This is a genomic window from Citrobacter telavivensis (assembly GCA_009363175.1).
Lineage (GTDB): Bacteria > Pseudomonadota > Gammaproteobacteria > Enterobacterales > Enterobacteriaceae > Citrobacter_A > Citrobacter_A telavivensis.
The window spans coordinates 19,174-35,407 of record CP045205.1; the positions used below are offsets into that span (position 1 = coordinate 19,174).

The window sequence follows — 16,234 nt, forward strand, 5'->3', positions numbered from 1 at the left end:
TCTCCGTAACTTCTCGGGCGACCAATTATCGGCCGTAGCCTTTCAGGTTCGCCTTCTTCAATGCAGACTCGTACTGACTAGACATCATCAGAGTTTGCACTTGAGCCATAAAGTCCATAATCACGACAACAACGATAAGCAGTGAGGTCCCACCGAAGTAGAACGGTACTTTCATTGCATCACGCATGAACTCCGGGATCAGGCAGATAAAGGTAATGTAGAGCGCACCAACCAAAGTCAGGCGGGTCATTACTTTATCGATATACTTCGCCGTTTGCTCTCCCGGACGAATCCCTGGTACAAATGCACCGGACTTCTTCAGGTTATCTGCTGTTTCACGCGGGTTGAAGACCAACGCCGTGTAGAAGAAACAGAAGAAGATGATTGCAGACGCATAGAGTAACACATAAAGCGGTTGCCCAGGCTGCAAATACAGCGAAATTGTTGTCAGCCAGTTCCAACCAGTACCGCCCCCGAACCATGACGCGATGGTTGCCGGGAACAGAATAATACTGGAAGCGAAGATTGCCGGGATTACCCCCGCCATATTCACTTTCAGCGGTAAATGTGTGCTCTGTGCAGCATAGACACGACGACCCTGCTGACGTTTCGCGTAGTTTACCACAATGCGGCGTTGACCACGCTCAACAAATACAACAAAGAACGTCACTGCAAATACTAATACTGCAACCAACAGCAACACGAGGAAGTGCAGGTCGCCTTGACGCGCTTGCTCGATAGTATGGGCAATGGCTGGCGGGAGTCCCGCGACAATACCGGCGAAGATAATGATCGAGATACCGTTACCGATACCACGTTCAGTAATCTGTTCGCCCAACCACATCAGGAACATTGTCCCTGTGACCAGACTAACAACAGCGGTGAAATAGAATGCAAAGCCTGGGTTCATAACCAGACCTTGCATACCAGGCATATTCGGCAGACCGGTAGCAATACCGATCGACTGGAATATTGCCAGCACCAGAGTACCGTAGCGGGTGTACTGGCTGATCTTACGACGACCAGACTCCCCTTCTTTCTTGATTTCCGCTAACGTTGGGTGAACCACCGTCAGCAGCTGGATAATAATTGATGCCGAAATGTACGGCATAATACCCAGGGCAAAGATAGAAGCACGGCTGAGAGCACCACCAGAGAACATGTTAAACATTTCAATGATGGTGCCTCGCTGTTGCTCAAGCAGTTTGGCAAGGACAGCGGCATCAATACCAGGGATCGGAATGAAAGAGCCAATACGGAACACAATAAGCGCACCGATAACAAACAGCAGTCTGCGTTTCAGCTCGCCTAAGCCACCTTTGGCACTTTGAAAATCTAATCCCGGTTGTTTAGCCATCTGCTACTTATTCCTCGATTTTACCGCCAGCAGCTTCGATAGCAGCACGAGCGCCTTTAGTAACACGCAGACCACGAACAGTTACCGGAGTAGTGACTTCACCAGCCAGGATCACTTTCGCGAACTCGATCTGGATACCGATAATGTTAGCCGCTTTCAGCGTGTTCAGGTCTACAACACCGCCTTCTACTTTAGCCAGGTCAGACAGACGAACTTCGGCTGTAATCGCTGCTTTACGAGAAGTGAAGCCGAATTTCGGCAGACGACGATACAGAGGCATCTGGCCGCCCTCGAAACCGCGACGTACGCCACCGCCAGAACGAGACTTCTGACCTTTGTGACCACGACCACCGGTTTTACCGAGGCCAGAACCGATACCACGACCCAGGCGTTTACCCGCCTTTTTGGAGCCTTCGGCCGGAGACAGAGTATTTAAACGCATCTCTTACTCCTCAACTTTAACCATGAAGGAAACCGCGTTGACCATACCACGAACAGCAGGAGTATCCTCGCGCTCTACGGTGTGACCAATACGACGCAGACCCAGGCCAAGCAGCGTTGCCTTGTGTTTCGGCAGACGACCGATTGCACTGCGGGTTTGAGTAATTTTAATAGTCTTTGCCATGGTTTATTTCCCCAGAATTTCTTCAACGGATTTACCACGCTTGGCAGCGACCATTTCTGGAGAATTCATATTTTCCAGGCCATCAATAGTTGCACGAACCACGTTGATCGGGTTGGTGGAACCATATGCTTTAGCCAGAACGTTATGAACCCCAGCAACTTCCAGAACGGCGCGCATTGCACCACCGGCGATGATACCGGTACCTTCGGAAGCTGGCTGCATGAATACACGAGACCCCGTGTGAACACCTTTAACCGGGTGTTGCAGGGTGCCGTTGTTCAGCGCGACGTTAATCATATTGCGACGGGCTTTTTCCATCGCTTTCTGGATCGCTGCTGGAACTTCACGCGCTTTACCGTAACCAAAACCAACGCGACCGTTACCATCGCCTACTACAGTCAGAGCTGTGAAGGAGAAAATACGACCACCTTTTACGGTTTTAGATACGCGGTTTACCGCGATCAGCTTTTCCTGCAGTTCGCCAGCTTGTTTTTCGATGTGAGCCATCTTACACCTCTACCTTAGAACTGAAGGCCAGCTTCACGGGCAGCATCTGCCAGTGCCTGGACACGACCATGATATTGGAACCCGGAACGGTCAAAGGACACATCTTTGATGCCTTTTTCCAGAGCGCGTTCAGCGACAGCTTTACCCACAGCTGCAGCCGCGTCTTTGTTACCGGTGTACTTCAGTTGTTCAGCGATAGCTTTTTCTACAGTAGAAGCAGCTACCAGAACTTCAGAACCGTTCGGTGCAATTACCTGTGCGTAAATATGACGCGGGGTACGATGTACCACCAGGCGAGTTGCGCCCAGCTCTTTGAGCTTGCGGCGTGCGCGGGTCGCACGACGGATACGAGCAGATTTCTTATCCATAGTGTTACCTTACTTCTTCTTAGCCTCTTTGGTACGCACGACTTCGTCGGCGTAACGAACACCCTTGCCTTTGTAAGGCTCAGGACGACGGTAGGCACGCAGATCTGCTGCAACCTGGCCGATTACCTGCTTATCAGCGCCTTTCAGCACGATTTCAGTTTGAGTCGGACATTCTGCAGTAATCCCTGCCGGCAGTTGATGGTCAACTGGATGCGAGAAACCTAAAGACAGGTTTACTACGTTCCCTTTAACCGCTGCACGATAACCTACACCAACCAGCTGCAGCTTCTTAGTGAAGCCTTCGGTAACACCGATAACCATTGAGTTCAGCAGGGCACGCGCGGTACCAGCCTGAGCCCAACCGTCTACGTAACCATCACGCGGACCGAAGGTCAGTGCATTATCTGCATGTTTAACTTCAACAGCATCGTTGAGAGTACGAGTCAGCTCGCCGTTTTTACCTTTGATCGTAATAACCTGACCGTTGATTTTTACATCAACGCCGGCAGGAACAACGACCGGTGCTTTAGCAACACGAGACATTTTTTCCTCCGATTAGGCTACGTAGCAGATAATTTCGCCACCAAGACCAGCCTGGCGCGCTGCACGATCAGTCATAACACCTTTAGAGGTAGAAACAACCGCGATACCCAGACCCGCCATAACTTTCGGCAGCTCATCTTTACGTTTGTAGATGCGCAGACCTGGGCGACTGACACGCTGAATGCTTTCTACAACAGCTTTACCCTGGAAATACTTAAGAGTCAGTTCCAGTTCCGGCTTGGTGTCGCCTTCAACTTTAAAATCTTCAATAAAACCTTCTTCCTTCAGCACGTTGGCAATTGCCACTTTCAGCTTGGAGGAAGGCATGGTGACCGCAGCTTTGTTCGCGGCCTGACCGTTACGGATACGGGTCAGCATATCCGCGATCGGATCTTGCATGCTCATCTGTCTTTACTCCCGTGATTCAATTGGTGACAATTACCAGCTAGCCTTTTTCAAGCCTGGTACTTCACCGCGCATTGCGGCTTCACGTAACTTGATACGGCTCAACCCGAACTTGCCCACATAACCATGTGGACGACCTGTTTGACGGCAGCGGTTACGCTGACGAGACGGGCTGGAATCACGCGGCAGAGACTGCAGCTTAAGAACAGCGTTCCAACGATCTTCGTCGGAAGCGTTCACATCAGAGATGATCGCTTTCAGTTCAGCGCGTTTCGCGAAGTATTTATCAGCTAAAGCTACGCGTTTTACTTCGCGTGCTTTCATTGATTGCTTAGCCATTCAGTAACCCTACCTTACTTGCGGAACGGGAAGTCAAAGGCAGCCAGCAGAGCACGGCCTTCTTCGTCAGATTTCGCAGTAGTGGTAATGGTAATATCCAAACCACGAACGCGGTCGACTTTATCGTAGTCGATTTCTGGGAAGATGATCTGCTCACGGACACCCATGCTGTAGTTACCACGACCATCGAATGACTTAGCGGACAAGCCACGGAAGTCACGGATACGCGGTACAGCAATAGTGATCAGGCGCTCAAAGAACTCCCACATGCGTTCGCCACGCAGAGTTACTTTACAGCCGATCGGATAGCCCTGACGGATTTTGAAGCCTGCAACAGATTTGCGTGCTTTGGTGATCAACGGTTTTTGACCGGAGATTGCTGTCAGGTCAGCTGCTGCGTTATCCAGCAGTTTCTTGTCAGCGATCGCTTCACCAACACCCATGTTCAGGGTGATCTTCTCGACCCGAGGGACTTGCATGACAGAATTGTAGTTAAACTCAGTCATGAGTTTATTAACTACTTCGTCTTTGTAGTAATCATGCAGTTTCGCCATCGTACTACTCCAAATTACTTGATAGTTTCGCTGTTAGACTTGAAGAAACGGACTTTTTTGCCGTCTTCGAATCTAAAGCCTACACGGTCAGCCTTGCCGGTTGCCGCATTGAAGAGTGCAATGTTAGAGATCTGAATAGCTGCTTCTTTCTCTACAATGCCGCCTGGTTGGTTCAGAGCCGGAACCGGCTTCTGGTGTTTCTTAACCAGGTTGATACCTTCAACGATGACCTTGCCGGAAGACAAGACATTCTTAACTTTACCGCGTTTACCTTTATCTTTACCGGTTAACACGATAACTTCGTCATCACGACGGATTTTCGCTGCCATGATTCGCTCCTTAGAGTACTTCTGGTGCCAGAGAGATAATTTTCATGAACTTCTCATTACGAAGTTCACGAGTTACCGGCCCAAAAATACGCGTACCGATAGGTTGCTCGCTGTTATTGTTTAAAATAACGCATGCATTACCATCGAAGCGAATGACAGAACCGTCCGGGCGACGAACACCCTTCTTGGTGCGCACCACTACCGCCTTCAGCACATCACCTTTTTTGACCTTACCACGCGGAATTGCTTCTTTGATGGTGATCTTGATGATGTCGCCTACGCCTGCGTAGCGACGGTGCGAGCCACCCAGAACCTTGATACACATTACGCGACGTGCACCGGAGTTGTCGGCGACGTTCAGCATAGTCTGTTCTTGGATCATTTTAGTGCTCCGCTAATGTCAACTACTACTGAGACCCGAAATCAGGTCGTTAAAAAAGCCCCATATCTAGGGCGCGGCATTATAACACCGCTCTCAGGATATGGGTAGAAAAAATAAACGGCCCATCGCTGAGCCGTTTATTCGTTGAGAACGCGTACTGTATTACAGAACCGCTTTCTCTACAACGCGAACCAGCGTCCAGGACTTAGTCTTGGACAGCGGACGGCATTCACGGATTTCAACCTTGTCGCCGATACCGCATTCGTTGTTCTCGTCATGTACGTGCAGTTTGGTCGTACGCTTAATGAATTTACCGTAGATCGGGTGTTTCACAAAACGTTCGATAGCAACAACAATGGATTTCTCCATTTTGTCGCTAACAACGCGACCTTGCAGAGTACGGATTTTATCGGTCATTACGCACCCGCCTTCTCAGTCAGTAAAGTCTTAACGCGTGCGACATCACGACGCACTTGCTTCAACAGGTGAGACTGTTGCAGCTGGCCACTTGCAGCCTGCATACGCAGGTTGAACTGCTCACGCAGCAGGTTCAGCAGCTCGGTGTTCAGCTCTTCAACACTCTTCTCACGCAGCTCTTTTGCTTTCATTACATCACCGTCTTAGTTACAAAGGTGGTTTTAATCGGCAGTTTCGCTGCTGCCAGCTTGAATGCTTCACGGGCCAGCTCTTCCGGTACGCCGTCCATTTCATACAGGACTTTACCCGGCTGAATCAAGGCAACCCAATACTCCACGTTACCTTTACCTTTACCCATACGCACTGCCAGCGGCTTTTCAGTGATCGGTTTGTCCGGGAATACGCGGATCCAGATCTTACCTTGACGCTTAACTGCACGGGTCATAGCACGACGTGCTGCTTCGATCTGACGGGCAGTCAGACGACCACGGCCAACAGCTTTCAGACCGAAGCTGCCGAAGCTAACATCCGCGCCAGCAGCCAGACCGCGGTTACGGCCTTTGTGCATTTTACGGAATTTTGTACGCTTTGGTTGTAACATCAGCGACGCTCCTTATTTACGGCCTTTACGCTGCTGCTTTTTAGGTTGAGCAGCCGGTTTTTCCGGTTGTTCAACAGCAGCCATACCACCCAGGATCTCGCCTTTGAAGATCCATACCTTAACGCCGATTACACCGTAAGTGGTGTGCGCTTCAGAGGTGTTGTAGTCGATGTCAGCACGCAGAGTGTGCAGCGGTACGCGACCTTCGCGGTACCATTCGGTACGTGCGATTTCCGCGCCGCCCAGACGGCCGCTAACTTCAACTTTAATCCCTTTAGCGCCCAGACGCATTGCGTTCTGTACAGCACGCTTCATCGCACGACGGAACATAACGCGACGTTCCAGCTGTGAAGTGATGCTGTCAGCAACCAGTTTTGCGTCCAGTTCAGGCTTACGAACTTCGGCGATATTGATCTGTGCAGGAACGCCAGCGATATCCGCTACGACCTTACGCAGTTTTTCTACGTCTTCGCCTTTCTTACCGATAACGATGCCCGGACGAGCAGTGTGAATAGTCACACGGATGCTCTTAGCCGGACGCTCGATAACGATACGAGATACAGACGCTTTAGCCAGTTCCTTAGTCAGGTACTGACGTACTTTAAAATCGCTGTCCAGGTTGTCAGCGAATTCTTTGGTGTTCGCAAACCAGGTAGAGTTCCATGGTTTTACAATACCCAGGCGAATACCATTAGGATGTACTTTCTGACCCATTGCTAGTCTCCAGAGTCTCAGCGATCGGACACAACCACAGTAATGTGGCTGGTGCGCTTCAGGATGCGATCTGCACGACCTTTTGCACGCGGCATAATGCGCTTCATGCTCGGGCCTTCGTCTACGAAAATTTTCGTAACTTTCAGATCGTCAATGTCAGCGCCATCGTTGTGTTCAGCGTTAGCAATGGCAGATTCCAGTACCTTCTTGACCAGTACAGCCGCTTTCTTATTGGTGTAGGTCAGAATATCCAGAGCCTGCGACACTTTCTTACCGCGAATCAGGTCAGCAACAAGGCGAACCTTCTGAGCAGAAGAACGAGCATGGCGATGTTTAGCGATAGTTTCCATCTCTTCCTCCTACCTTATTTCTTCTTCGCTTTTTTATCAGCAGCGTGGCCGCGATAAGTACGAGTCGGTGCGAATTCACCCAGTTTGTGACCGACCATTTCATCGGTTACGAATACTGGAACGTGCTGACGACCATTATGGACAGCGATGGTCAAACCGATCATGTTAGGAAAGATCGTTGAACGACGGGACCAAGTGCGCAGGGGCTTCTTGTCTCCGCTTTCCACCGCTTTCTCTACCTTCTTCAGCAAGTGCAGGTCAATAAAAGGACCTTTCTTGAGAGAACGTGGCATGGCTTATCCTCTAAAATTATTTGCTACGGCGACGTACGATGAATTTATCAGTACGCTTGTTGCTGCGGGTCTTCTTACCTTTGGTCTGAACGCCCCACGGAGTTACCGGGTGCTTACCAAAGTTACGACCTTCACCACCACCATGTGGGTGGTCGACTGGGTTCATCGCGGTACCGCGAACGGTCGGACGAACACCACGCCAGCGTGCAGCACCTGCTTTACCCAGAACGCGCAGCATATGCTCAGCATTGCCAACTTCGCCCAGAGTTGCACGGCAGTCTGCTTCGACTTTACGCATTTCACCAGAACGCAGACGCAGGGTGACATAAGCACCATCACGAGCAACGATCTGAACGTAAGTACCAGCGGAACGTGCCAGCTGACCGCCTTTTCCTGGTTTCATTTCTACGTTATGAACGGTAGAACCAACCGGGATATTGCGCATCGGCAGGGTGTTGCCTGGTTTGATTGCAGCATCAACGCCAGATTGGATCTGGTCGCCAGCTTTCAGGCCTTTAGGGGCCAGGATGTAACGGCGCTCACCGTCTTTGTACAGAACCAGCGCGATGTTCGCGGAACGGTTCGGATCGTACTCAAGACGTTCAACAACTGCCGGGATACCATCTTTGTTGCGTTTGAAGTCAACAATACGGTACGCCTGCTTGTGGCCACCACCGATATGACGAGTGGTGATACGGCCATTGTTGTTACGACCACCGGATTTGCTGTTTTTTTCCAGCAACGGAGCAAAAGGTTTGCCCTTGTGCAGCTCAGGGTTAACCACTTTAACGACGTGGCGACGACCCGGAGATGTCGGTTTACATTTAACAACTGCCATTGTATTACTCCTCCGACTTACTCAGCGCCGCCAACGAAGTCCAGATTCTGGCCTTCTTTCAGGGTGACGTAAGCTTTTTTCCAGTCGCTACGACGACCGATACGCTGTCCGTGACGTTTAACTTTCCCTTTAACTACCAGGGTGTTAACGACTTCGACTTCGACTTCAAACAGTTTCTGCACAGCAGCTTTGATCTCTGCTTTGGTCGCGTCTTTAGCAACTTTGAGAACGATGGTGTTAGTTTTTTCCATCGCAGTAGACGCTTTTTCAGAAACGTGCGGTGCACGCAGCACCTTCAGCAGACGTTCTTCACGAATCATGCCAGCATCTCCTCAACTTGCTTAACAGCATCAGCAGTCATTACGACTTTGTCGAAGGCGATCAGGCTAACCGGGTCGATACCCGTTGCATCGCGAACGTCAACCTTGTGCAGGTTACGTGCTGCGAGGAACAGATTTTCGTCCAGCTCACCGGTGATGATCAACACATCTTCCAGAGCCATGTCTTTCAGTTTCTGTGCCAGCAGCTTAGTTTTAGGCGCTTCAACAGAGAACTTCTCGACAACGATCAGACGATCCTGACGTACCAGTTCGGACAGAATGCTTTTCAGCGCGCCGCGGTACATCTTCTTGTTAACTTTTTGACTGTGGTCCTGCGGGCGAGCAGCGAAGGTCACGCCACCGGAACGCCAGATCGGGCTCTTGATAGAACCTGAACGCGCACGGCCGGTACCTTTCTGGCGCCACGGCTTTTTGCCGGAACCAGTTACTTCAGCACGAGTCTTCTGAGCACGAGTACCCTGACGAGCACCAGCTGCATAAGCAACAACAACCTGGTGAACCAGCGCTTCGTTGAAATCACGACCGAAGGTAGTTTCGGAAACAGTCAGCGCGCTCTGCGCGTCTTTCAATACTAATTCCATTGCTATCCCCTTACGCCTTCACAGCTGGTTTAACGATCAGGTCGCTACCGGTTGCACCCGGGACAGCACCTTTAACCAGCAGCAGGTTGCGCTCAGCGTCAACACGTACTACGTCCAGGCTCTGAACGGTTACACGTTCGTTACCCAGCTGACCTGCCATCTTCTTGCCTTTGAACACTTTGCCCGGAGTCTGGTTCTGACCGATAGAACCCGGAACGCGGTGAGACAAGGAGTTACCGTGAGTCGCGTCCTGGGTACGGAAGTTCCAGCGCTTAACGGTACCAGCGAAACCTTTACCTTTAGAGGTGCCAGTTACGTCAACTTTTTTAACTTCAGCAAACAGTTCTACGCTGATGCTCTGACCAACGGTGAATTCTTCACCTTCAGCCAGACGGAACTCCCACAGGCCGCGGCCAGCTTCAACGCCAGCTTTAGCGAAATGGCCAGCTTCCGGCTTGGTTACACGGTTAGCTTTTTTAGCACCGGTGGTAACCTGAACAGCACGATAGCCATCGTTAGCCAGGTCTTTAACCTGAGTAACACGGTTTGCTTCAACTTCGATTACGGTTACTGGGATAGAGACGCCATCTTCAGTGAAGATGCGGGTCATACCCACTTTTTTACCGACTAAACCAATCATTGTATCAACCTCTCAATCGCTCGATGACCTGATTAACCCAGGCTGATCTGCACGTCTACACCGGCAGCCAGGTCCAGACGCATCAGAGCATCAACGGTTTTCTCGGTTGGCTCAACGATGTCAACCAGACGCTTGTGAGTGCGGATTTCGTACTGATCGCGCGCGTCTTTGTTAACGTGCGGAGAGATCAGAACGGTGAAGCGCTCTTTGCGGGTCGGCAGCGGGATCGGACCACGGACTTGCGCACCAGTGCGCTTAGCAGTCTCGACGATTTCCGCGGTTGATTGATCGATCAGACGATGATCAAACGCTTTAAGGCGGATACGGATTCTTTGGTTCTGCATGAGACCAGAGCTCCAATTATTTTATAAACGAAAATGACTACTCCTCAGACCCATTACGATTGATGGGAGAGTGTAACCGTTCTTACGTAGCCCCCCGATTGGGAGCATTGTTAGATAGCCAAATCGGCTATCTGAGGTTCAAATCGAACCTGCCGTCGATTAAGACAAGCCCGCGCATTATACGTAAATATCAGACTGAAGCAAGTGTCGCGTAGATATTAATCACTTCGTCCGTAATGCGAGTAGGGTTCCAGGCTTTTATGTAGTGAATGAAACGCGGCAATTGAGCAGGAAAGTCGCTCGCAATACTCATAATAGTACCTTGCTCCCTCATTAGCCTTCTTTAAAGTAGCGACAGGATTGATGGAGGATACCTGATGGTCGCTGCCCTGCCCTTTCTGCTGCTATATACCGCATTGTCTTTGTCTCTTAGTTTCTGCGATGTGCGCAGCGGACAACTGCCGGACCGGTTTACCTGCCCATTGCTATGGGGCGGACTCCTCTTTCACCTGTGCATCATCCCGGCACAACTTGCAGATGCCGTATGGGGTGCCATTGCAGGCTACGCCAGTTTTGCCTTTATCTACTGGAGCTATCGGTTGGTTCGTAAGAGAGAAGGACTCGGCTATGGTGATGTGAAACTCCTTGCCGCGCTGGGTGCCTGGCATGGGTGGATGTCATTACCATTTTTGGTCTTTTGGGCGGCGCTGTTGGCGTGTTCTGGTATCGCAGCATTGGGGATAATTCATGGAAAGTCGGTATTAAAAAACCCGCTGCCTTTTGGGCCATTTCTGGCGGCTGCGGGTTTCATCACCGGATGTTACCGTTTCACTTCTGAAGCGATTAACTGGTCACTTTAATTTGCGACTGCAGATAATTTTGCAGGCCAATTTTCGAGATGAGATCCAGTTCAGTCTCCAGCCAGTCGATATGCCCTTCTTCATCCGCGAGGATTTCGATCATCATATCCCGGCTGACATAATCATGAACGGTATCAGCATAGGCGATCGCTTCACGTAAGTTTTTCGCCCCTTCGAGCTCTAATCTGAGATCGGACTGCAGCATCTCTTCAACATCTTCGCCAATCCCCAACTTACCGAGATCCTGCAGGTTCGGGATCCCTTCCAGGAACAAAATACGCTCAATATATTTATCCGCGTGTTTCATCTCATCAATGGATTCATGGTACTCGACGTCATTGAGGCGGGTAAGTCCCCAATTTTTGAACATACGTGCATGGAGAAAATACTGGTTGATCGCGACAAGCTCATTTCCCAATAGTTTATTGAGATAATTTATGATTTTAACATCACCTTTCATTTTATAGTCCCTCCGCTTCCACTCTCCAGAGCATAGATGGGGCTACAGGGATGTCAAAAAAAAGAGTGTGACTCAGGCGATCTCTTTAAATTCTGGCATTTGCATTAACTCATCCTGCATCACTTCGCGTGCTGCCCGAACGCATTTACCGCATTGATTTCCCACAGGTATAAACTTGCGTAGCTGTTGGAAGGATTGAGGATGAAACTGACGTACCGCCTGGCGAATTTTTTTATCACTTACACCATTACACAAACAAACGTACATGATCGCTCCCGTTCAATTTCTGCGCAAAGTGTAAATGAGAATAGTTATGATTACAATAGCACAATTCTCTCTACGCAACGGGAGCGAAGTAAAAATTGCGAGTAAATGTGACGACCAAATCACAGGCAGCAAAAAGGGCGCCGAAGCGCCCTTTTTAAGTGCAGAACTAATGAGTAAATATTAGCTCATTACTTTAGCAACAACGCCCGCACCAACAGTACGGCCGCCTTCACGGATTGCGAAACGCAGACCGTCGTCCATCGCGATCGGGTGGATCAGGGTAACAACCATTTTGATGTTGTCGCCTGGCATTACCATCTCTACGCCTTCCGGCAGTTCGATGGTGCCAGTCACGTCAGTTGTACGGAAGTAGAACTGCGGACGGTAGCCTTTGAAGAACGGAGTATGACGGCCGCCTTCGTCTTTGGACAGAATGTACACTTCAGATTCGAACTTGGTGTGCGGCTTGATGGAACCCGGCTTAGCCAGTACCTGACCACGTTCGATTTCTTCACGTTTGATACCACGCAGCAGAACACCTACGTTCTCACCCGCACGGCCTTCGTCCAGCAGTTTGCGGAACATTTCAACGCCAGTACAGGTAGACTTCGCAGTCTCTTTGATACCAACGATTTCAACTTCTTCGCCAACTTTGATGATACCGCGCTCTACACGACCGGTAACAACGGTACCACGACCGGAGATGGAGAATACGTCTTCGATCGGCAGCAGGAACGGCTTGTCAATCGCACGCTCTGGTTCCGGGATGTAAGAATCCAGGAAGCCAGCCAGTTCGATGATTTTCGCTTCCCACTCTGCATCGCCTTCCAGCGCTTTCAGAGCAGAACCACGAATGATCGGCGTGTCGTCGCCCGGGAAATCGTACTGAGACAGCAGTTCACGAACTTCCATCTCTACCAGTTCCAGCAGCTCTTCGTCATCAACCATGTCGCATTTGTTCAGGAACACGATGATGTACGGAACGCCTACCTGACGACCCAGCAGGATGTGCTCACGAGTCTGCGGCATCGGGCCGTCAGTCGCAGCAACAACCAGGATCGCGCCGTCCATCTGCGCAGCACCGGTGATCATGTTTTTAACATAGTCGGCGTGGCCCGGGCAGTCTACGTGCGCGTAGTGGCGAGTCGGGGTGTCATATTCAACGTGAGAGGTGTTGATGGTGATACCACGAGCTTTTTCTTCCGGCGCGTTATCGATCTGATCGAATGCGCGAGCAGCACCGCCGTAGGTTTTAGCCAGTACGGTAGTGATGGCAGCAGTCAGGGTAGTTTTACCGTGGTCAACGTGGCCGATGGTGCCGACGTTAACGTGCGGTTTTGTACGTTCAAATTTTTCTTTAGACACGGCTATATTCCTTACTATAGCGCTCTCCCCTTGTGGAGAGAGCACGGGACTTAGGTTTTAATCCTGTGGATTATTTACCACGGGCTTCGATTACGGCCTGAGCAACGTTGTTCGGTGCATCATCATACTTCAGGAATTCCATAGTGTACGATGCGCGACCTTTGGTCAGAGAACGCAGCTGAGTTGCATATCCGAACATTTCAGACAGCGGAACTTCAGCGTGGATCTTAACGCCAGTGACTTCGGATTCCTGACCGCGCAGCATACCGCGACGACGGCTCAAGTCACCGATAACATCACCGGTGTTTTCTTCCGGCGTTTCTACCTCAACCTTCATGATTGGCTCAAGCAGAACTGGTTTAGCTTTCTTAAAGCCTTCTTTAAAGGCAATAGACGCAGCCAGTTTAAACGCCAGTTCAGAGGAGTCAACGTCATGGTAAGAACCGAAGTGCAGACGAACACCCATATCAACAACCGGGTAACCTGCCAGCGGGCCGGCTTTCAGCTGCTCCTGGATACCTTTATCAACGGCCGGGATGTATTCGCCAGGGATTACACCACCTTTAATGTCGTTGACGAACTCGTAGCCTTTCGGGTTAGAACCCGGCTCCAGTGGGTACATGTCGATAACAACATGACCATACTGACCGCGACCACCAGACTGCTTGGCGTGTTTACCTTCGATATCGGTAACTTTCGCACGAATCGCTTCGCGGTAAGCAACCTGAGGTTTACCGACGTTCGCTTCAACGTTGAATTCACGCTTCATACGGTCAACGATGATGTCGAGGTGCAGTTCACCCATACCGGCGATAATGGTCTGGTTAGATTCTTCGTCAGTCCATACGCGGAATGACGGGTCTTCTTTAGCCAGACGACCCAGAGCCAGACCCATTTTTTCCTGGTCAGCTTTGGTTTTCGGTTCTACGGCGATGGAAATTACCGGCTCAGGGAATTCCATACGCTCCAGAATGATCGGCGCATCCGGGTCACACAGGGTGTCACCAGTGGTTACGTCTTTCAGACCGATCGCAGCAGCGATGTCGCCCGCGCGAACTTCTTTGATCTCTTCACGTTTGTTAGCGTGCATCTGAACGATACGGCCGAAACGCTCACGTGCAGATTTCACGGAGTTCAGTACGGTATCACCAGAGTTAACCACACCGGAGTACACACGGAAGAAGGTCAGGTTACCCACGAACGGGTCGGTAGCGATTTTGAATGCCAGTGCAGAGAAAGGCTCTTCGTCGCTAGCGTGACGCTCAGCAGGCGTATCTTTACCGTCGTCCAGGATACCGTTGATCGCAGGTACGTCAACCGGGGATGGCAGGTAATCAATTACCGCATCCAGCATCGCCTGAACACCTTTGTTCTTAAATGCAGAACCACAGGTTACCAGGATGATTTCGTTGTTCAGAACACGCTGACGCAGAGCTTTTTTGATCTCTTCTTCAGTCAGTTCTTCACCACCCAGGTATTTCTCCATCAGCTCTTCAGAAGCTTCCGCAGCGGACTCGATCAGGTTCTGGTGCCATTCTTCAGCCAGTTCCTGCATGTCAGCCGGAATATCTTCATAAGTGAAGGTAACGCCTGCATCTGCTTCGTTCCAGTTGATGGCTTTCATTTTCACCAGGTCAACAACACCGGTGAACGCTTCTTCAGCGCCAATTGCCAGCTGCAGCGGAACAGGGTTCGCGCCCAGACGGGTTTTGATCTGACCAACAACTTTCAGGAAGTTCGCACCCATACGGTCCATTTTGTTAACGAACGCAATGCGCGGAACTTTATATTTGTTTGCCTGACGCCATACGGTTTCAGACTGCGGCTGAACACCACCAACTGCGCAGTAAACCATTACCGCACCATCAAGAACACGCATGGAACGTTCTACTTCGATTGTGAAGTCAACGTGCCCCGGGGTGTCGATGATGTTTACACGATGCGGTTCATACTGCTTAGCCATACCAGACCAGAATGCAGTAGTCGCTGCGGAAGTGATAGTAATACCACGTTCCTGCTCCTGCTCCATCCAGTCCATGGTGGCCGCGCCGTCATGAACTTCACCGATTTTATGGTTTACACCGGTGTAGAACAGAATACGTTCGGTAGTAGTGGTTTTACCGGCGTCGATGTGCGCACTGATACCGATGTTACGGTAGCGTGCGATGGGTGTTGTACGAGCCATTTGATTCCTCGTTTATCTTTTAGGCGTTCAATTTAAGTAGCCCAAAGCGGGCTGCTTACTGGAAGCGCCCGCCTGGTGACTAAAACTCCGAAGGGATTACCAACGGTAGTGTGCGAACGCCTTGTTGGCTTCTGCCATACGGTGAACGTCTTCACGTTTCTTAACTGCAGTACCTTTGTTGTCTGCAGCATCAGAAAGTTCGTTCGCCAGGCGCAGAGCCATGGATTTATCACCGCGTTTACGAGCAGCTTCAACGATCCAACGCATTGCCAGGGCATTACGACGAACCGGACGGACTTCAACTGGTACCTGATAAGTAGAACCACCAACGCGGCGAGACTTAACTTCGACAGTCGGGCGCACGTTTTCGAGAGCTACTTCGAAAGCTTCCAGTTCAGATTTACCAGAGCGCTGAGCCAGGGTCTCCAGCGCGCTGTATACGATTGTTTCGGCAGTAGATTTTTTACCATCTACCATCAGGATATTTACAAATTTAGCCAGCAGTTCTGATCCGAACTTCGGATCCGGCAGAATTTTACGCTGACCAATGACGCGACGACGTGGCATGG

At 50.5% G+C, this 16,234-nt stretch carries 28 protein-coding genes; 1 reads left to right on the forward strand and 27 read right to left on the reverse strand.

What is annotated here, in order from left to right; translation table 11 throughout:
• Positions 1-25: 25 nt before the first annotated feature.
• The 22 genes from secY to rpsJ form a co-directional block, all read right to left on the reverse strand.
• A complete protein-coding gene (secY, locus tag GBC03_02265; protein QFS69110.1) occupies positions 26-1,357 on the reverse strand; it encodes a preprotein translocase subunit SecY in 1,332 nt (443 codons plus the stop codon).
• 7 nt (positions 1,358-1,364) lie between these two features.
• The gene (rplO, locus tag GBC03_02270; protein QFS69111.1) at positions 1,365-1,799 is read right to left on the reverse strand and encodes a 50S ribosomal protein L15; all 435 of its coding nucleotides are present in this window, start codon (positions 1,797-1,799) and stop codon (positions 1,365-1,367) included.
• Between the two features lie 3 nt (positions 1,800-1,802).
• Positions 1,803-1,982 (reverse strand): 50S ribosomal protein L30, encoded by a 180-nt coding sequence (gene rpmD, locus GBC03_02275; protein QFS69112.1) that lies wholly within the window; start codon positions 1,980-1,982, stop codon positions 1,803-1,805.
• A gap of 3 nt (positions 1,983-1,985) precedes the next feature.
• A complete protein-coding gene (rpsE, locus tag GBC03_02280; GenBank protein ID QFS69113.1) occupies positions 1,986-2,489 on the reverse strand; it encodes a 30S ribosomal protein S5 in 504 nt (167 codons plus the stop codon).
• A gap of 14 nt (positions 2,490-2,503) precedes the next feature.
• Positions 2,504-2,857 carry a 50S ribosomal protein L18 gene (gene rplR, locus GBC03_02285; GenBank protein ID QFS69114.1) on the reverse strand — a complete coding sequence of 118 codons (354 nt, stop codon included), beginning with the start codon at positions 2,855-2,857 and terminating at the stop codon, positions 2,504-2,506.
• Positions 2,858-2,866: 9 nt separating this feature from the next.
• Entirely contained in the window at positions 2,867-3,400 is a 534-nt protein-coding gene (gene rplF, locus GBC03_02290) for a 50S ribosomal protein L6 (protein ID QFS69115.1), read from the reverse strand.
• A 12-nt stretch (positions 3,401-3,412) separates the two neighbouring features.
• Positions 3,413-3,805, reverse strand: coding sequence for a 30S ribosomal protein S8 (gene rpsH / locus GBC03_02295; protein QFS69116.1), 393 nt, complete (start codon positions 3,803-3,805; stop codon positions 3,413-3,415).
• 33 nt (positions 3,806-3,838) lie between these two features.
• Complete coding sequence (gene rpsN, locus GBC03_02300) at positions 3,839-4,144, reverse strand: 30S ribosomal protein S14 (GenBank protein ID QFS69117.1); 306 nt, start codon at positions 4,142-4,144, stop codon at positions 3,839-3,841.
• Between the two features lie 14 nt (positions 4,145-4,158).
• Positions 4,159-4,698 (reverse strand): 50S ribosomal protein L5, encoded by a 540-nt coding sequence (gene rplE, locus GBC03_02305; GenBank protein QFS69118.1) that lies wholly within the window; start codon positions 4,696-4,698, stop codon positions 4,159-4,161.
• 14 nt (positions 4,699-4,712) lie between these two features.
• Positions 4,713-5,027 (reverse strand): 50S ribosomal protein L24, encoded by a 315-nt coding sequence (gene rplX, locus GBC03_02310; GenBank protein QFS69119.1) that lies wholly within the window; start codon positions 5,025-5,027, stop codon positions 4,713-4,715.
• Positions 5,028-5,037: 10 nt separating this feature from the next.
• Positions 5,038-5,409 (reverse strand): 50S ribosomal protein L14, encoded by a 372-nt coding sequence (gene rplN / locus GBC03_02315; protein ID QFS69120.1) that lies wholly within the window; start codon positions 5,407-5,409, stop codon positions 5,038-5,040.
• Positions 5,410-5,571: 162 nt separating this feature from the next.
• Positions 5,572-5,826, reverse strand: coding sequence for a 30S ribosomal protein S17 (gene rpsQ / locus GBC03_02320; GenBank protein ID QFS69121.1), 255 nt, complete (start codon positions 5,824-5,826; stop codon positions 5,572-5,574).
• Positions 5,826-6,017, reverse strand: a complete 192-nt coding sequence (gene rpmC, locus GBC03_02325; protein ID QFS69122.1) for a 50S ribosomal protein L29 — start codon at positions 6,015-6,017, stop codon at positions 5,826-5,828. Before rpmC ends, rpsQ begins: the two co-directional genes overlap by 1 nt.
• A complete protein-coding gene (rplP, locus tag GBC03_02330; GenBank protein ID QFS69123.1) occupies positions 6,017-6,427 on the reverse strand; it encodes a 50S ribosomal protein L16 in 411 nt (136 codons plus the stop codon). Before rplP ends, rpmC begins: the two co-directional genes overlap by 1 nt.
• Positions 6,428-6,439: 12 nt before the next feature.
• Positions 6,440-7,141 carry a 30S ribosomal protein S3 gene (gene rpsC / locus GBC03_02335; GenBank protein ID QFS69124.1) on the reverse strand — a complete coding sequence of 234 codons (702 nt, stop codon included), beginning with the start codon at positions 7,139-7,141 and terminating at the stop codon, positions 6,440-6,442.
• A gap of 17 nt (positions 7,142-7,158) precedes the next feature.
• A complete protein-coding gene (gene rplV, locus GBC03_02340; protein ID QFS69125.1) occupies positions 7,159-7,491 on the reverse strand; it encodes a 50S ribosomal protein L22 in 333 nt (110 codons plus the stop codon).
• A gap of 14 nt (positions 7,492-7,505) precedes the next feature.
• A complete protein-coding gene (gene rpsS, locus GBC03_02345; GenBank protein ID QFS69126.1) occupies positions 7,506-7,784 on the reverse strand; it encodes a 30S ribosomal protein S19 in 279 nt (92 codons plus the stop codon).
• A 16-nt stretch (positions 7,785-7,800) separates the two neighbouring features.
• A complete protein-coding gene (gene rplB / locus GBC03_02350) occupies positions 7,801-8,622 on the reverse strand; it encodes a 50S ribosomal protein L2 (protein ID QFS69127.1) in 822 nt (273 codons plus the stop codon).
• Between the two features lie 17 nt (positions 8,623-8,639).
• Complete coding sequence (gene rplW, locus GBC03_02355) at positions 8,640-8,942, reverse strand: 50S ribosomal protein L23 (protein QFS69128.1); 303 nt, start codon at positions 8,940-8,942, stop codon at positions 8,640-8,642.
• Entirely contained in the window at positions 8,939-9,544 is a 606-nt protein-coding gene (rplD, locus tag GBC03_02360) for a 50S ribosomal protein L4 (protein ID QFS69129.1), read from the reverse strand. Before rplD ends, rplW begins: the two co-directional genes overlap by 4 nt.
• 10 nt (positions 9,545-9,554) lie before the next feature.
• On the reverse strand, positions 9,555-10,184 hold the full coding sequence (gene rplC / locus GBC03_02365; GenBank protein ID QFS69130.1) for a 50S ribosomal protein L3: 630 nt from the start codon (positions 10,182-10,184) through the stop codon (positions 9,555-9,557).
• A gap of 32 nt (positions 10,185-10,216) precedes the next feature.
• Positions 10,217-10,528, reverse strand: a complete 312-nt coding sequence (gene rpsJ / locus GBC03_02370) for a 30S ribosomal protein S10 (protein QFS69131.1) — start codon at positions 10,526-10,528, stop codon at positions 10,217-10,219.
• 377 nt (positions 10,529-10,905) lie between these two features.
• Between rpsJ and GBC03_02375 the strand changes: the two genes are divergently transcribed.
• Complete coding sequence (locus tag GBC03_02375) at positions 10,906-11,388, forward strand: prepilin peptidase (protein QFS69132.1); 483 nt, start codon at positions 10,906-10,908, stop codon at positions 11,386-11,388.
• Here GBC03_02375 and GBC03_02380 read toward each other — a convergent pair.
• The 5 genes from GBC03_02380 to rpsG all read right to left on the reverse strand — a co-directional run bounded on the left by GBC03_02380 (position 11,372) and on the right by rpsG (position 16,232).
• Positions 11,372-11,848: a bacterioferritin gene (locus GBC03_02380; protein QFS69133.1), complete on the reverse strand. Its 477-nt coding sequence runs from the start codon at positions 11,846-11,848 to the stop codon at positions 11,372-11,374. The two genes, GBC03_02375 and GBC03_02380, sit on opposite strands and share 17 nt — an antisense overlap.
• Positions 11,849-11,920: 72 nt before the next feature.
• Positions 11,921-12,115, reverse strand: coding sequence for a bacterioferritin-associated ferredoxin (locus GBC03_02385; GenBank protein QFS69134.1), 195 nt, complete (start codon positions 12,113-12,115; stop codon positions 11,921-11,923).
• Positions 12,116-12,295: 180 nt separating this feature from the next.
• Complete coding sequence (gene tuf / locus GBC03_02390; GenBank protein ID QFS69135.1) at positions 12,296-13,480, reverse strand: elongation factor Tu; 1,185 nt, start codon at positions 13,478-13,480, stop codon at positions 12,296-12,298.
• 70 nt (positions 13,481-13,550) lie between these two features.
• Positions 13,551-15,665, reverse strand: a complete 2,115-nt coding sequence (fusA, locus tag GBC03_02395; protein ID QFS69136.1) for an elongation factor G — start codon at positions 15,663-15,665, stop codon at positions 13,551-13,553.
• Between the two features lie 96 nt (positions 15,666-15,761).
• A complete protein-coding gene (gene rpsG / locus GBC03_02400; protein QFS69137.1) occupies positions 15,762-16,232 on the reverse strand; it encodes a 30S ribosomal protein S7 in 471 nt (156 codons plus the stop codon).
• Between the last annotated feature and the right edge of the window lie 2 nt (positions 16,233-16,234).

What these genes read in the sequence shown, in the direction of transcription:
- secY (QFS69110.1), bottom strand. Translation starts at nt 1,357, where the DNA reads ATGGCTAAACAACCGGGATTAGATTTTCAAAGTGCCAAAGGTGGCTTA.
- rplO (QFS69111.1), bottom strand. Translation starts at nt 1,799, where the DNA reads ATGCGTTTAAATACTCTGTCTCCGGCCGAAGGCTCCAAAAAGGCGGGT.
- rpmD (QFS69112.1), bottom strand. Translation starts at nt 1,982, where the DNA reads ATGGCAAAGACTATTAAAATTACTCAAACCCGCAGTGCAATCGGTCGT.
- rpsE (QFS69113.1), bottom strand. Translation starts at nt 2,489, where the DNA reads ATGGCTCACATCGAAAAACAAGCTGGCGAACTGCAGGAAAAGCTGATC.
- rplR (QFS69114.1), bottom strand. Translation starts at nt 2,857, where the DNA reads ATGGATAAGAAATCTGCTCGTATCCGTCGTGCGACCCGCGCACGCCGC.
- rplF (QFS69115.1), bottom strand. Translation starts at nt 3,400, where the DNA reads ATGTCTCGTGTTGCTAAAGCACCGGTCGTTGTTCCTGCCGGCGTTGAT.
- rpsH (QFS69116.1), bottom strand. Translation starts at nt 3,805, where the DNA reads ATGAGCATGCAAGATCCGATCGCGGATATGCTGACCCGTATCCGTAAC.
- rpsN (QFS69117.1), bottom strand. Translation starts at nt 4,144, where the DNA reads ATGGCTAAGCAATCAATGAAAGCACGCGAAGTAAAACGCGTAGCTTTA.
- rplE (QFS69118.1), bottom strand. Translation starts at nt 4,698, where the DNA reads ATGGCGAAACTGCATGATTACTACAAAGACGAAGTAGTTAATAAACTC.
- rplX (QFS69119.1), bottom strand. Translation starts at nt 5,027, where the DNA reads ATGGCAGCGAAAATCCGTCGTGATGACGAAGTTATCGTGTTAACCGGT.
- rplN (QFS69120.1), bottom strand. Translation starts at nt 5,409, where the DNA reads ATGATCCAAGAACAGACTATGCTGAACGTCGCCGACAACTCCGGTGCA.
- rpsQ (QFS69121.1), bottom strand. Translation starts at nt 5,826, where the DNA reads ATGACCGATAAAATCCGTACTCTGCAAGGTCGCGTTGTTAGCGACAAA.
- rpmC (QFS69122.1), bottom strand. Translation starts at nt 6,017, where the DNA reads ATGAAAGCAAAAGAGCTGCGTGAGAAGAGTGTTGAAGAGCTGAACACC.
- rplP (QFS69123.1), bottom strand. Translation starts at nt 6,427, where the DNA reads ATGTTACAACCAAAGCGTACAAAATTCCGTAAAATGCACAAAGGCCGT.
- rpsC (QFS69124.1), bottom strand. Translation starts at nt 7,141, where the DNA reads ATGGGTCAGAAAGTACATCCTAATGGTATTCGCCTGGGTATTGTAAAA.
- rplV (QFS69125.1), bottom strand. Translation starts at nt 7,491, where the DNA reads ATGGAAACTATCGCTAAACATCGCCATGCTCGTTCTTCTGCTCAGAAG.
- rpsS (QFS69126.1), bottom strand. Translation starts at nt 7,784, where the DNA reads ATGCCACGTTCTCTCAAGAAAGGTCCTTTTATTGACCTGCACTTGCTG.
- rplB (QFS69127.1), bottom strand. Translation starts at nt 8,622, where the DNA reads ATGGCAGTTGTTAAATGTAAACCGACATCTCCGGGTCGTCGCCACGTC.
- rplW (QFS69128.1), bottom strand. Translation starts at nt 8,942, where the DNA reads ATGATTCGTGAAGAACGTCTGCTGAAGGTGCTGCGTGCACCGCACGTT.
- rplD (QFS69129.1), bottom strand. Translation starts at nt 9,544, where the DNA reads ATGGAATTAGTATTGAAAGACGCGCAGAGCGCGCTGACTGTTTCCGAA.
- rplC (QFS69130.1), bottom strand. Translation starts at nt 10,184, where the DNA reads ATGATTGGTTTAGTCGGTAAAAAAGTGGGTATGACCCGCATCTTCACT.
- rpsJ (QFS69131.1), bottom strand. Translation starts at nt 10,528, where the DNA reads ATGCAGAACCAAAGAATCCGTATCCGCCTTAAAGCGTTTGATCATCGT.
- GBC03_02375 (QFS69132.1), top strand. Translation starts at nt 10,906, where the DNA reads ATGGTCGCTGCCCTGCCCTTTCTGCTGCTATATACCGCATTGTCTTTG.
- GBC03_02380 (QFS69133.1), bottom strand. Translation starts at nt 11,848, where the DNA reads ATGAAAGGTGATGTTAAAATCATAAATTATCTCAATAAACTATTGGGA.
- GBC03_02385 (QFS69134.1), bottom strand. Translation starts at nt 12,115, where the DNA reads ATGTACGTTTGTTTGTGTAATGGTGTAAGTGATAAAAAAATTCGCCAG.
- fusA (QFS69136.1), bottom strand. Translation starts at nt 15,665, where the DNA reads ATGGCTCGTACAACACCCATCGCACGCTACCGTAACATCGGTATCAGT.
- rpsG (QFS69137.1), bottom strand. Translation starts at nt 16,232, where the DNA reads ATGCCACGTCGTCGCGTCATTGGTCAGCGTAAAATTCTGCCGGATCCG.